The 13,712-nt window shown below is 52.3% G+C and carries 8 protein-coding genes; 4 read left to right on the top strand and 4 right to left on the bottom strand.

Going from position 1 to position 13,712, the window contains the following annotated elements; translation table 11 throughout:
• The first annotated feature begins 62 nt into the window (after positions 1-62).
• Complete coding sequence (locus CA54_RS19705; RefSeq protein WP_146372712.1) at positions 63-2,291, top strand: sialate O-acetylesterase; 2,229 nt, start codon at positions 63-65, stop codon at positions 2,289-2,291.
• A 126-nt stretch (positions 2,292-2,417) separates the two neighbouring features.
• Here CA54_RS19705 and CA54_RS19700 read toward each other — a convergent pair whose 3' ends face one another.
• From CA54_RS19700 to CA54_RS19685, 4 genes are all read right to left on the bottom strand, one after another.
• The gene (locus CA54_RS19700; RefSeq protein WP_146372711.1) at positions 2,418-4,769 is read right to left on the bottom strand and encodes a PQQ-dependent sugar dehydrogenase; all 2,352 of its coding nucleotides are present in this window, start codon (positions 4,767-4,769) and stop codon (positions 2,418-2,420) included.
• Positions 4,770-4,814: 45 nt separating this feature from the next.
• Positions 4,815-5,393: a hypothetical protein gene (locus CA54_RS19695; protein ID WP_146372710.1), complete on the bottom strand. Its 579-nt coding sequence runs from the start codon at positions 5,391-5,393 to the stop codon at positions 4,815-4,817.
• A 207-nt stretch (positions 5,394-5,600) separates the two neighbouring features.
• A complete protein-coding gene (locus CA54_RS19690) occupies positions 5,601-6,641 on the bottom strand; it encodes a DUF1559 domain-containing protein (protein WP_231963136.1) in 1,041 nt (346 codons plus the stop codon).
• A gap of 218 nt (positions 6,642-6,859) precedes the next feature.
• Entirely contained in the window at positions 6,860-8,566 is a 1,707-nt protein-coding gene (locus CA54_RS19685; protein WP_146372709.1) for a fatty acyl-AMP ligase, read from the bottom strand.
• Between the two features lie 272 nt (positions 8,567-8,838).
• On the opposite strand from CA54_RS19685, the gene CA54_RS19680 reads away from it, so the two are divergent.
• The 3 genes from CA54_RS19680 (at position 8,839) to CA54_RS19670 (ending at position 13,550) form a co-directional block, all read left to right on the top strand.
• The gene (locus CA54_RS19680; protein ID WP_146372708.1) at positions 8,839-10,338 is read left to right on the top strand and encodes a DUF4185 domain-containing protein; all 1,500 of its coding nucleotides are present in this window, start codon (positions 8,839-8,841) and stop codon (positions 10,336-10,338) included.
• Positions 10,339-10,560: 222 nt separating this feature from the next.
• Positions 10,561-10,854 (top strand): acyl carrier protein, encoded by a 294-nt coding sequence (locus tag CA54_RS19675; RefSeq protein WP_197532634.1) that lies wholly within the window; start codon positions 10,561-10,563, stop codon positions 10,852-10,854.
• A gap of 158 nt (positions 10,855-11,012) precedes the next feature.
• On the top strand, positions 11,013-13,550 hold the full coding sequence (locus CA54_RS19670; protein ID WP_146372706.1) for an SGNH/GDSL hydrolase family protein: 2,538 nt from the start codon (positions 11,013-11,015) through the stop codon (positions 13,548-13,550).
• The last annotated feature ends 162 nt before the right edge of the window (positions 13,551-13,712 follow it).

The following is a 13,712-nucleotide window of genomic DNA, read 5'->3' as shown; positions in this document are numbered from 1 at the left end:
ACAGATTTTAAAATGGAAATCGTTCTCGAAAATCTGCTCAATCCCCGCTGGGAGTTTCTGTAATGTCAAAATTATTCACGCTTCTAAGTGTGCTAATAGTGCTCTCGTTCACAAACGCTTTGAACGCGGAGGATTTCGCCATTCGGGATGGCGATACTGTTGGATTTTTGGGCGATAGCATTACTGCGGCAAGGACATACGGCAAGCATATTGAAAAATTCACACTGCTGCGTTATCCGGAACGCAAAGTTCATTTCATCAATTTAGGAAACGGTGGTGACACAGCAGCGGGCGGCTTTAAGCGACTTGAGCAGGATGTATTCGATAAAGGGGTGACTCTGCTAACCGTTGCATATGGTGTCAACGATATTGGTTGGGGGGCAAAGGCGGATGACGAACACCGGCAATTGTATCTCGATTCGATACAAAAAATCGTTACTGCCTGCAAGAAACGAGGCGTACGGGTCTATATTTGTTCGGCAGCAATCACCGCTGGCCATCCTGACAAGACCGAGAATAATTTTCTCCAACAGATGTGCGATGCGGGATTGGCCATTGCCCGAAAAGAGGGTGCAGGCACCATTGATATTCAGCGGACTATGCGAGACATCCAGCGGTCGGTCTATACAGCCAATGAATCTCTTCCGATTGAGAAGCAAAAATCGCTGCACGCTGCCGACGGCATTCACCTCAATGACTTGGGACAAATGGCGATGGCCTACGCGATTTTGAAGGGATTGGAAGCGCCTGCTGATGTCTCTACGTGTGTCATCGATGCTGCGGCTGGTGAGGTTCTAGAAGGAAACGGATGTCAAATCTCTGATCTCAGTGCGGCTGACGACAGATTAACATTCACGCGCTTGGACCAAGGCCTGCCGTATAACAACGGCGCTTTCGCGAATTTGATGTATCGCTTCGTGCCCATGAATCAAATCAACCAATATCGACTGACGGTCCGGAATCTCAATCTCGGCAAGTACAAGCTCACGGTGTCCGGACGGGAAATTGGGATCTGGCGAGCTAGCGAATTAGCGAAGGGCCTCGATATCGCTTCCACAACTCCGGATTCTTGGCAGCCAGGCGGTCCTTGGGATGCGCAGGCGACTGTTCTGAAGTCTCTCACTGAGGCAAGGTACGAAGTCGATTTAGCCAACCTGCACGCGAAGAGGTCGCTGCCAGAGACTCCGTTGCTGGCCTCGCTGACCAACCAAGCAAAACATGCCAACAAGGAAATTGAACAAATGCAGCGATTTGTCGCCAAACCGCGACCTTATCAGTTTGTCCTGACACGCGAGACGGATGAGACGACGATTGCATCCCCTTTGGAGAATCAGGTATTTCAACGACATGTCCGAAATGCCGGTCGAATCCTCATTCGGGGGACGACCACGAGGAATGTCGATCAGGTCCAGGTCCGCTTTCGTGGACAGCCTTTGCAGGGAGAAGTGCCGAGTGAGTGGCAGTCGATCGAGTTCAATCGGGAGGACGGGGCATTCCAGAAATCACTGGAGTTCCCCGCCGGGGGTTGGTTTTCAATGGACCTCAGAATGACCGCGGACAATCAAACCGTCGAGGAACTCTCTGTTGATCAGTTCGGCGTCGGCGAGGTTTTCGTGGGGGCGGGACAGTCCAACTCGACCAATTCCGGACAGTTTAAGACGAAACAAACCACTGGCATGGTGGCCTCGTTCAGTGGAGAGCACTGGCAAATCGCTGATGATCCTCAGCCTGGAGTCGCTGACCGCTCACAGGGAGGGAGCTATTACCCAGCGTTCGGTGATGCCCTTTATGAGGCGTATAAGGTTCCAATCGGCATCGCAGCCACAGGATATGGGGGGACGAGCGTCAACGCCTGGCAGCCAATGGATGAAGGACTATTTCGCTGGATGATGACGCGTATCGATCAACTCGGCCCGCATGGATTTCGGGCTGTACTTTGGCACCAGGGAGAAACCGATGTGGAAATGCCAAGCGACGAGTACTATGACAAACTCAAGCGTGTGATCGACACGTCCCGCGAAGAAGCGGGTTGGAACATACCTTGGCTAGTCGCCCAGGTCTCCTATCACAATCCCGATGCGCCTTCATTTACAACAACACGTACGGCACAAGCCAAATTGTGGGCGGATGGCGTGGCTCTGGAAGGGCCGGATACGGACACACTGACAGGTGATCATCGTGACTTAGATGGAAAAGGAATTCACTTCAGCCCCCAAGGGCTCAAAGCACATGGATTGCTGTGGAGCGAACAGGTAAAACCATTGATTGACAAGTCCATCCAAGAGCCATAGCGTGTGAATCAACATGAAGTTGTCGTTGCTAATGATGTTCGCCATGGGCTCCTACTCATAATGCTTGGTAAAGCGGCTAAGTGAGGAGCCGGCACTGACCGTTGAGTATGGGCCGCAGTTTGTAAATCACTTCATTTGCCGAATCCACTCGCGGAGCAACTCCACACCTTCTTCGTCAATGACGTTCGAGCCGATATGGGGCATGCGTCCGATTTTGAGCAAGGTCATGCGATGTGAAAGCAGTGAGCGGTCCGGATCGCCGGGAGCTATGAGACGCGCGTCAGTAATGCCGTAGTGGCCTCGTTCAGGAGTGGCATGAATGAGGCCGGTTTTGTCGAGCGGCAGATCGGCTGGCAACTGAAACTCGGTGAGACCCCCCCCCCAGAGTCGATGGCAGTGCGAGCAGTTTGCGTGGAGATAAGACCGCGCACGGTCGTTGATACTTTGGGACTGGTCGTGATAGTCGGCAAGTCGAGGAAGAGCATCTGGAGACTTGGGAAGTGGCTTGGCGAAGACTCCCCACTCTTCGAGTTGTGCCAGCTGATTCCGTGGTTGGCCATCGCCGTAATCATGCAGCCGGTTCATTTGCAGTGTGTTGACACCGAGTGCATATTTGGCAGCCATCGTATGACAAAGCGTGCATTCCGCTCTGCTGGGGAAGTGCCAAGTCTGCTTCCTCACGCCCCCGGGAGCGTTTTTATCCTGAATGTTCAGTACACGATCCGCTCCTTGTGCATCGAGCAGAACGGCATCGGTCTGATCGTCGTTCCAGACGTAAGTGTATCCTCGCCAAAACTGTGCCCCGTACCGCTCGCGATCGCCAGGCATGCTCTTGAAGTGCAGGAGGCGAGTCTCCAACCGGCGTGTTGACAACGGATTGCCAGCTTCCATTTCCATCGAAAATGTTTTGACAAGAACCGTGCCGTCAGAGAATCGCCAGCCGGGGGGTGGCGCGGGATAAGTGACGTCATCGAAAAGGATCTGCGAATCGCCGGGCCTAGCAATGAATCGTTCCTTACTGGCTCCATCCGACCAGAGTGGAGCATTGACGGAGTAAGGTATCAGCCCCGGCTGCGGAATGTGGTCGGTGGTGGAAACAAACAGGCCGGTCTCACTGAGCATTCGAGGAAATTTTGGCTCGTTCTCATCAGGCAAAGGAGCCGGGACCAACCGTTGGAGTGTGCCGCTCACATGGTCGACGACAAGCACCTCGCCCTGCTGGTTTTGAGCGAAAGCGACAATCCGGAATTGCGTGTCGGCCAGTTGACGTGGCTTAGTCGGTTGACCATCCACAAGTCGCACACTCCAGATCTTGCCGGTGTCGTAATCACCATAGATGTAACAGCCATGCAGGTCTGCCGGTTCGTCCGCTTCCCAAATATATCCTCCGGTGATGGATCGTGATTCGCTGTGAGGATGTTCAAGCAGCGGCGGCTGTATCGGTGTCGGTCCCAGCTGGCGGTCCGGTTTGAAATCATGGGTTCCCTCTTTGATACTCCAGCCGTAGTTGCCTCCCGGCTGTACCAGTTCGATCATCTCCCACAAATCCTGACCAACATCCCCCGCCCAGAGTCGACCCTCACTATCAAAGCTGAACTTCCAAACGTTGCGATGTCCGTAAGAATAGACTTCCGGACTGGCATTAGGCGTCTTGATAAAAGGATTGTCTACTGGAATCGCGTACGACTTGTCCCCCATGGAATGATCGACGTCGATGCGGAGGATGGAAGCGAGAAAATCGTCGATGCGCTGACCGGTCAAGTGCCAGTCGGCCCAGCCACTGCCGTCACCGGTAGAAACATACAACAGGCCATCGGGACCAAACCGGACACAGCCGCCGTTGTGACCTCCGGCTAACCAAGATAGCAGGACGACTTCTGACTGTGGCTTGGAATGAAAGCGATCATCGGGCGACGTTTCGAATCGCGACAGTCGGGTCCCATCCTCAGCCCCCTCTTTCACGATAGAGACAACAAAAAGTCGGCCATTGTTCACAAAGTCCGGATGCGCTGCGGCACCGTAAACAGTCCGCTCAAGATCTATCAACAGCTTGGGCTTGGCATGGGGCGCATCTTCAAACGTGAATAGTTTGCCGTTTCGTTCGCAGAGAAGAAACCGGTTGGTCCCGGGTATCAGACTAACCGCCAGCGGCTCGTCAAAATTCAACTCTGGAAAAGCACTCTCCAACTGATAGGGGGGCGGCGGGTCGGGTGTCCCGTGGATACGAGACGTCGTCCAGAGCGCACGACCACTTTTAGTTGAGGAGCCTTGCTCAGCAGTCAGGCTCTGGTGCCCGGTCAAGGAGAACAGGCCAATCAAGCCAAGAACTATGAGGTAAAAGTGCCGATAGTATCTGCCCAATCGTTGTTTTCTTTTTCCGAGCATTTGGTAATGCGTCCGAAAATGATATCGATACGGATTCCAGTTGTATTGAAACTCTGTTCCAGCGCCAGCCAAGCCGATTTTGACAGATGCCATGCATCGCAATCAACGAAGGGGCATCGCGGCTTGAAATGATGGGTGCTAGATATCCGTTTTCGGGCGTGTGCGAAGCGCATCAGGAGTCTGCTTTTGGGCCATCTGCTTGTCTCCCAACCGTTTGACTGCCGCCGCTGTCACCGCCGTCCCCTTTAAATTCAATTCGTGAATCACGTAGATATTGGAAATGCTATCGATCCCAGCATCCGTGATTTTAGAATTGCTGAGGTTCAAGAAAAAGACCTTTTGCAGAACATCATCCTTGTCGAGTCGTGCCAACTGTTTATCGGTTATCGAGGAATCGGCTAGGTTCAGTCCATAGACTGGTTTCTCCTTGACGACATCGGCGATGGCGCTGAGCAACTTGTCATCGATCTCTGCGCCACTGAGGTCAATAAACCAACCAACACCGTGAATGCCGTGCATGGACCGCTTTTCCATGACGGCTGATCCGCCTGCAGCGGCGACTATACCGGAAAAATCGCTCCGTTTGTCCATCATTTGCTGGTATTCACTTTTGCCCTCAAATAGGCCACATCCCGGCAACAGAAAGAATCCACTGGCGACAACCAGACATTTTGCCCACCCAGTGCGACGTAACTGGGCATCTAAATTGATGGACATCTGCAATCCTCTGCTGAAAATAATCTTGCTATGACATAGCCCAACTATCCGGCGTGCAATCATAACGGTCGAAAAGAATGTAATGTTTGCACGCCGCTACTCTTTGCTTCCTCCAGGTGAGATGATCTCCAATCCCTGCGCTGCAATACACTTCTGAAGCCCCAACGGCTTCAGGAGTGTATTGCCAGCGAAAATTAGGGACGAGTTTTAGAATTCGTTAACCACAAGGCCATCGTTCATCGACCCAAGCAGGTGGTAGATGCCCACATCGTTCGAATCAGCAGCAGAATCGTTCCACTGGATGCTGTCGTTGATGAAGTGTACTGAACCGTCCCCCAGCAAGAAGAACGCGCCGCCTTCGTGTTCACTGCTAAACGCGATCTTCGGATTGTCCACGGCGTTCGTGTCCGAGGGGTCGAGGCTATGTTTGCCGGTATTCATTTGATACTCAGTCAGGCCAGCGAGACACCAAACGTTTGTGATGCCTTGGTCGGATAACTCTTGACCGGCCCATATACCCGCCCAGAATCCTTCCCGCGAGCGACGTTCGCCGACCATAATCGTATTCGACAGACCATCGCTGACGTTTTTAATCGCAACCATCCCACCGCCGCTGGGGAAAATTCCATCGCCATCGCCTCGGTTACCATTGCAAGCCATGTAGTTCGATTTTGCAAATGTGGTTCCAACAGGCACAACCATCGGTCCGCCGGGTTGATCCGGGAAGGGGCGGTTTTCGTTAAGCCCCTCGCCGATATCCGAAGGACAAATGAATGCGGGCAAAGGACTGCGCAACCCCTTAAGACCCTCCGGGTCATTAGCGGCTTGTTCAAACGTTCTATCGCCGACACCGAGTACTTCGTAGAGGTTGCCTTGGTCCAGATACGGAAGGATCATGACCGACCAAGCCCATTGGCTGTTCAAACGAGCATCCCACACAGGTGGGGTTTCATCTAGGCCCGAAAAGTCATAGTAACTTGCAATCGGGAACACCTTGTGAACGTCGTGATAGTTGTGCAGTGCCAAACCGAGTTGTTTCATATTATTTCGACATTGTGTCCGCCGCGCTGCTTCCCGCGCCTGCTGCACGGCAGGCAAAAGTAAAGCAATCAAAATCGCGATAATGGCAATAACTACCAATAGCTCGATCAGCGTAAAACCTTGATTCTTCCTCCGGACATTTGTGCTCATACCAGCTCTCCAATTGATGGGAAATTGATCGGGATAATGTACCGATGGTTGCGTCACGTGGCGGATTCGTTGATGCGAATTAAAATGTGGCTGTCATTAGGAGAAACACGAATCGCAATCCAACTCGAAACCATCGGGGATTCTCGCATAGTTTTCATGCCCAGTCAAAGGATATCTCTTGACCGCTGGAGAATTCTTGCAAGGACCGTGCGCTCGAACCACGATAGAGTGCGCAAATTGATCCTCCAACGAGATCATTAAAAGTGCATAGATCACTAGTTGAATTCTCGGTAAATGCAACTGATATCGTCGTCAATGTAACTTTGTCGAAATGCCAGCCGCCGCAGTTTGCCGCTAGTGGTTTTGGGCAAAGTTGCGGGTCTCAAGAGGAGAATCTCTGCAGGATTAACGCCGATAGATAAATTAACCGCATGGCGAATTGCCGCCACAACTGTTTCCGACGAAGTGCGGCGTATGGCTGTTCTTTGGAGTTCCACCGAAACAATCAGTTCCTCTTGTCCATTGATTTCAGTAGAAAATACCAGAACACCACCTGGAGCAATCGCAGGGTCGGCTGCGCAAGCACGTTCCTCGATATCCTCAGGATGAAGGTTTTTCCCCCGTACAATCATCAATTCTGAGTTCCGACCTGTAATAAATAATTCACCAGCGGATAAAAACCCCACGTCTCCCGTACGAAGAAAACGATGAGACTGGCCGTCAATATTCAGCTCGAAGAATTGTTCGGCATTGAGATCCTGCCGTCGGAAATACCCGCGAGTTACGGAAGGTCCGGCGAGACAAACTTCGCCGATCTGTTCATCGGGCAACGGTTCGCCTGCGGTATCGATAATCAATACGCGAGATCCGTCAAAACATTGTCCGCTACCTGATAGGCTGGTTTGATCATCTGGCGACATTGGGAGGGCAATTTGTTGCCGGGCGAAGGCGGCGGTGCTGACCTGTTTGATCACCGGCGCAGCATCCACCGGACCGCCTGTCGCCATAAGAGTCGCTTCTCCTAATCCATAACACGGAAAGAACGCCTCGCGGCGAAAACCGCACACGGAAAATCGCTTTTCAAAACGGGCGAGTGTTTCTGTTCGAACCTTCTCTGCACCTACAAATGCAACCCGCCAAGAGGAGAAATCCAAACTCGACAGATCGTCATCGCGGATTTTTTCCAAGCAATGGCGATAACCGAAATCGGGACCGCCGGAGATTGTCACGCTGTGGTCGGACATCAATTGCAGCCAATGCAAGGGCCGCAGAACAAATTCCTCAGGGGGAATGCACCAGCTTGTGAGTCTTGCAAACATCGCGCCGAGGTAGCTGCCGACCAGGCCCATATCATGGTAATGCGGCAGCCAGGTGACGGCCCGGTCGCGCTGCGCGTCTAGCTGCATGCGTTCACAGATGAAGCGTAGGTTGGACAGTAAGTTTGAGTGAGAAATCTGTACCCCTTTGGGACGCGACGTGGAACCAGAAGTGTATTGCAAAAAGGCAATATCCTCGGCTGAGGCCTCGAAACGCGGGGCAGCTGTTTGATTCCGCCACTGGCTGGGAGTGATGACGGGTATGCCAGCGAAATAGGGATGCTGATCTCGACGCTTGTCCAAAACTTCTGCCACCGAATCGTCCACGATTAAGACTGCCGGTTCGCAGTCTTGACACAAACTGGCGAACAGCTCGCTGTTGCGGTTGAGATTGGGAACGTGCAAGGGGACCGCGATCACGCCGGCGGAGAGGCACCCCATAAACGCTTCCCAAAATGCGGCCCCTGTGGGGAACAACAATAGTGCGCGCTGACCGAATGAGGCACTTTCCGAAAGCACCGCGGACGCGGCGGCAGCACGTTCCGTCAGTTCGCCGTACGTCAGTGATTCCGCAGGTTGCCACCGCGTTGCGGGAAATACAAACAGAGGCTTATCAGCGAATTGGGACGCAGCTTCGTCAAGCTCTGTGCACAGTGTCTTCATCATTTTTCCCAAGGTGTTGTCACCGACTTAATGAAAGCATTCGCCATCGTCAATGACATATCGTATTATCATTGGCTGGACAATCCCTCTTGCTCTTGGTCCCCAGAATCGTTTCGCGACCAGTCCCCACTCTACCGGGGGGGCACGACAATTCCATGCGGCAACGCAGTCGATGTACCAGTCTAGGCAGCATTACGTTTCAAATGGAATGGAACCCCGTCTTGTCAAATTCCAATTCTCCTGGCCGTTGTCTTCATTTCCTTAGGAGGTGACTCGTGAATCTCTCCGTTGGTTTATTACTTGCGACGATCTCCCTTGGGGCCCAAGACAGCTCCGAGTATTTCAAAATCACCGTTCTCGACGACCAAACGAACCGAGGCGTCCCCCTCGTCGAATTGAAAACGGTGAATAATTGCCGTTACTACACCGATTCCGCTGGGGTAGTCGCATTTCAAGAACCAGGGTTTATGGACAAAACGGTGTATTTCTTTGTGTCCAGCCATGGTTACGAATTTCCTGCCGATCGTTTCGGTTTTCGTGGTACGCAACTGAAGGTGAGCCCGGGAGGGAGTACCACGATCCGTATCAAGCGGATCAACGTTGCCGAACGCTTATACCGTGTCACTGGCGGGGGGATTTATCGCGATAGTGAACTTCTTGGGGAAGCGGTTCCCATTGTTCAGCCGGTACTCGATGCACGGGTACTTGGTTCAGATAGCGTGGTGAATGCTAAATATCGTGGACGCATCTATTGGTTTTGGGGAGATACAAACCGCCCATCGTACCCGTTGGGGAATTTCCAGGTCCCCGGAGCAACTACATCACTTCTTGGATTTCAAGGCGTTGATCCAAATCGCGGCGTGAGTCTGAATTATTTTATCGGCGAGGATGGCTTTGCGAAGGAGACAGCCAATATGCCCGGTAAAGGTCCCACGTGGATTAACGGGTTGGTGACGCTCACTGACACGGAGGGGAACGAGCGAATGTTCGCCAAATACGTCAAAGTCAAAAATTCTATGACGGTCTATGAGCGCGGATTGGTGGAATTCAACAACGACTCAAAAGAATTTGAAAAACGACAACAATTCGACATGAAAGCGCCGCTTTATCCCTACGGGCATCCCTTCGTTCACCAAGACGGTCATACCGAGTACGTAAATTTCGCCGATCCGTATCCGTTGGTGCGGGTCAAGGCGAACGCTGAGTTGCTTCAGGACCTTGAACAATACGAAACCTACAGTTGCCTCCGCCAAGGAAGCCGAGAGCAACAATTGGAGTTGGTGCGTGACACGAATGGGAAACTCGTGTTCGAGTGGAAGAAAGACACGACCCCATGGACGCTGCAGATACAGCAGGAGCTAATAAATCAGGGGCGTTTGAATGCAGATGAGGCTTACATCCATTTCAAGGATTCAGAAACTGGCGACGCTGTACTACCAAGCCGAGGGTCGGTGTATTGGAATGAATTTCGAAAAAAATGGGTGATGATCTTTGTGCAAATCGGCGGCCGTTCTTTTTTGGGCGAAGTCTGGTTCGCCGAAGCGGACGACCTGACCGGTCCATGGTCCAAGGCAATACGCATTGTCACTCACAACAAATATTCGTTTTATAATCCCAAGCAACATCCGTTTTTCGCCCAAGAGGATGGCCGGATCATCTACTTCGAAGGGACATATACGACGACATTTTCCGGCAACGATCACCCGACGCCGCGCTATGACTACAACCAAATCATGTACCGGCTTGATTTATCGGATCCGCGATTGTCGCAATGAATCTCTGGCGGCGATGGTCACAGTGATGTTCTCTGTTATTGAATTGGAAAAAGAATACCGGAGTCGAGAAAATATTTTGTGGTGCACAGCAGAGAACTGTGTTAGTCTGTGCGATCGTTTCCCAAGTCAATTCGCTACCTGCAAGCGGGAATCGCTCCGGCCCATTTCCAATAACCATCAATGGTTGACGGCCAGTTCGTCACCAAGTCCGCGGTTAATACCATGAACGATGAAATCACTTCTTCTCCAAACGCTGGACAGCCGACTACACGCTCAGCCGCTGAAATTCAGGATTGGTTGCTAGACAAGTTGGCGGAAGAATTAGAGACCGACCGAAGCCAAATCCAGGTCAAAGAACCAATTTTGGCGCAAGGTATCGATTCGATGCATGTGGTCGCCATTGTCGCACAATTGGAGGACTGGTTGGGTATTCGTTTTTCCAGCAATCCCTTGGAGGATTATCCGTCGATTGAAGCGTTGTCACAATCGTTGGGAGCAAATGACGAGCGCGGCTAGTCCTTGCTGAACATGAATGGTGTTGCTGTCTCCTTCGGTCCAAACGGCAGTGAGTATCTTTTTGAATCTGTAGCAGCGGTTATTGCCTGAATGGCTCGGCATCTGCCGATCAGGCATGCCGGGATGCGGTTAGGGGAATTCGGCCCCGGAGAGCCTATATGCCGGAACAAGAACAAACAGACGATATGTCGCAGGCAAGCGGAACCGATAGCCACCCCTCCTCGGGCGGAGTTCCGGCCAAGTTCCTGTTCGTGTTGGCTGAGTTGCTGCTGATTGCCGGAATTGTCTATCTCTTCGACATCGAAAGACGGCGTCTTTTGTTCCCAGTGATGTGCGTGATGATTGGTGGTTTCGCGGTGCATACCTGGCTGCCGAAAACCTATCGCATGGGATTCTTTGCGTGCCTGTCAGCCAGTTGTGTTCTGATCGTTTTGGGAATGACGAACGGCCTGTACGTGCTAGGCATCGGCGGAGTACTGATCGGTATTTGCTACTTGCCCTTCGGGTTGTGGATTCGCTGGCTCATGCTGATCGCCGTGGGTGTTGTGCTCATAGCGCTGCGGAGCCGATGGCCGCTTCCGATGTGGCCAGTCCTGGGCTCGATGTTCATGTTCCGGTTGATGATCTACTGCTACTCCACGCGAAAAGCCGTGACGAACCCGCCTCTGACGACCACCTTGTCCTACTTCTTCATGGCGCCGAATGTCTGTTTTCCACTCTTTCCCGTGGTAGATTTCAACACGTTTCGCGACTCATGGTACAACCGGGACACCTGGAGTATCTACCAGAAGGGCATTGTCTGCATCGTACGCGGCCTGACCCATTTGTTGTTGTATCGCTTCATCAAAACTTATCTCGTCCCCGAACCGTATCAACTGTATGACGTGCCGCACATCGCACTATTTATGGTGACGAATTTTGCATTGTATTTGCACGTTTCCGGCCAATTCCATTTGATCGCCGGATTGTTGCATCTGTTTGGTTTTGACTTGCCGCGAACGCACGACCGATATTTCTTGGCATCGAGTTTCACCGACATCTGGCGCCGGATCAATATCTACTGGAAAGACTTCATGCTGAAGTTGTTTTTCTTTCCGACGTTTTATTCACTCCGCGGCCGAGGTTGGGGGTTGGGGCTGGCCACGGTTGTGGGAGTGCTCATCGTCTTTTTGAGCACTTGGCTCTTGCATTCGTGGCAAATGTTTTGGTTGCTTGGCCGTTTTCCCGTGACGGCTAACGACGCCTGTCTTTGGATGGGTGTTGGTGTGTGTGTTGCAGTCAATGCGCTGCTCGATATGCGGCGAGGTCACCGCCGTGATCATTCCGCGTGGCGAGCGGCATTCAGCCTTTCAGCCCGAACGGCGAGCATGTTCGCGGCGGTTAGTTTATTCTGGGCGTGTTGGACCAAGCCAGGCTTCTTGACGTTATTTGCAGGAGTACTACGTCGTCCCGGTGCCATGAACGGTCTAATGTTTGTCCTGTTGGGGTTTTTGCTTGTTATCATTCTCGGAGCCATCGTCGTCCGTCTCAAGGAATATTATGATTCTCGCAAAACGCAGCGCCCCGCGCTTTCGTTTCGAGAGTCGGCCACATTCTACGTGATGGGCATGGCATTATTTGTAGCAGTTGGTTCACCACGGTTTTCGCTATTACTCAGCTCAGACGTTTCCAGTGCAATCGCCGAATTCCGGCAGGATGCTGCGCGTGAAGATGCGATGGGGCAAGTGACCGGGTATTACGAGGATATGAATTCGACCGCCATTCAGGCGGGGCCAATGCTTGCCTCATGGTCGCCTACCGACGAAACACAGCGTGCTCAAGTGGCCGGTTTTGACTTGCTTTCCCGGCCTTCTGATCTTGCACAAGCAACCGAGTTGATACCAGGTATGCGGGTCGAATTGGACGGCAAACCAACGTCCATTAATCAGTTCGGCATGCGCGACCGGGAGACACTCACGTTGAACAAACCAACCGGGACGACGCGAATCGCCATGGTGGGTTCCAGCGTGATCATGGGGTACGGCGTAGCGGACGACGAATCCTTCGTACGCGTCTTGGAAAGTCGCATGAATGGGGAGTTGCCCGGCGGCGGGCATTATGAACTTTTGAATTTCGGTGTCGGCAAACAGTGGGCCAGCCATCGGTTAGTGCGAATCCAACGCAAAGTGTTGGGATTTGACCCCGACGCGATTTTTTACTTCGCACACCAAGATGAAACTCTGAAGTTTGTTGATCATTTGGCAAAACTCATCGCCGCCGGCAAGCTGATTCGCTCACGTCCCATCGAACAATTGATCAATCAAGCCGGGATTACCCAGGACATGTCACCGGGAATTATTCACAACAAATTGAATCAACAGCGCAACGCACTTCTGGTCGCCGTTTATCGCACAATCATCGAAGAGTGTCGAGAACGCGGAATCTTGGCGGTATGGATCTACTTGCCGATTGGAGCCGACCCCGACAACCTAGCGGCGCAATTGAAGCCACTTGCACGCGAGGCTGGTTTCGTTGTTTGCGAAGTACCGAACTGGACAGAGGGGCATTCGTCCAGCGAACTCATGATTCCCGGCCAAAAGTATCATCCACACGCGGCCGGGCATGCGATGATTGCCGAGGCCATGATGAAAATGCTCCAGGCACATCCAGAGGCACTTCCGCCGTCAAAACTGCAAGACGTTTCCGAGCCGAATTGACCGTCAAAATGTAGATTAATTGACGAACAAGAATTGACGAACATGGCTTGGCTTCTAATGTGTGATGTGCTGTTCAATCATGATTTGATGGTGTGTGATACTTGATGCTGTGTGATTAATGGGCTCGCAAAGCAGCATCGACCACCAAGACCTTGGAAAGAC

The sequence above is a fragment of the Symmachiella macrocystis genome (assembly GCF_007860075.1).
GTDB lineage: Bacteria > Planctomycetota > Planctomycetia > Planctomycetales > Planctomycetaceae > Symmachiella > Symmachiella macrocystis.
This window is presented reverse-complemented; position numbering and strand designations above follow the sequence as displayed.

Bases quoted from the DNA above. Each gene is read 5' to 3' on its own strand.
- CA54_RS19705 (WP_146372712.1), top strand. From the start codon at position 63: ATGTCAAAATTATTCACGCTTCTAAGTGTGCTAATAGTGCTCTCGTTC.
- CA54_RS19675 (WP_197532634.1), top strand. From the start codon at position 10,561: ATGAACGATGAAATCACTTCTTCTCCAAACGCTGGACAGCCGACTACA.
- CA54_RS19670 (WP_146372706.1), top strand. From the start codon at position 11,013: ATGCCGGAACAAGAACAAACAGACGATATGTCGCAGGCAAGCGGAACC.
- CA54_RS19695 (WP_146372710.1), bottom strand. From the start codon at position 5,393: ATGTCCATCAATTTAGATGCCCAGTTACGTCGCACTGGGTGGGCAAAA.
- CA54_RS19685 (WP_146372709.1), bottom strand. From the start codon at position 8,566: ATGATGAAGACACTGTGCACAGAGCTTGACGAAGCTGCGTCCCAATTC.
- CA54_RS19700 (WP_146372711.1), bottom strand. From the start codon at position 4,769: ATGGCATCTGTCAAAATCGGCTTGGCTGGCGCTGGAACAGAGTTTCAA.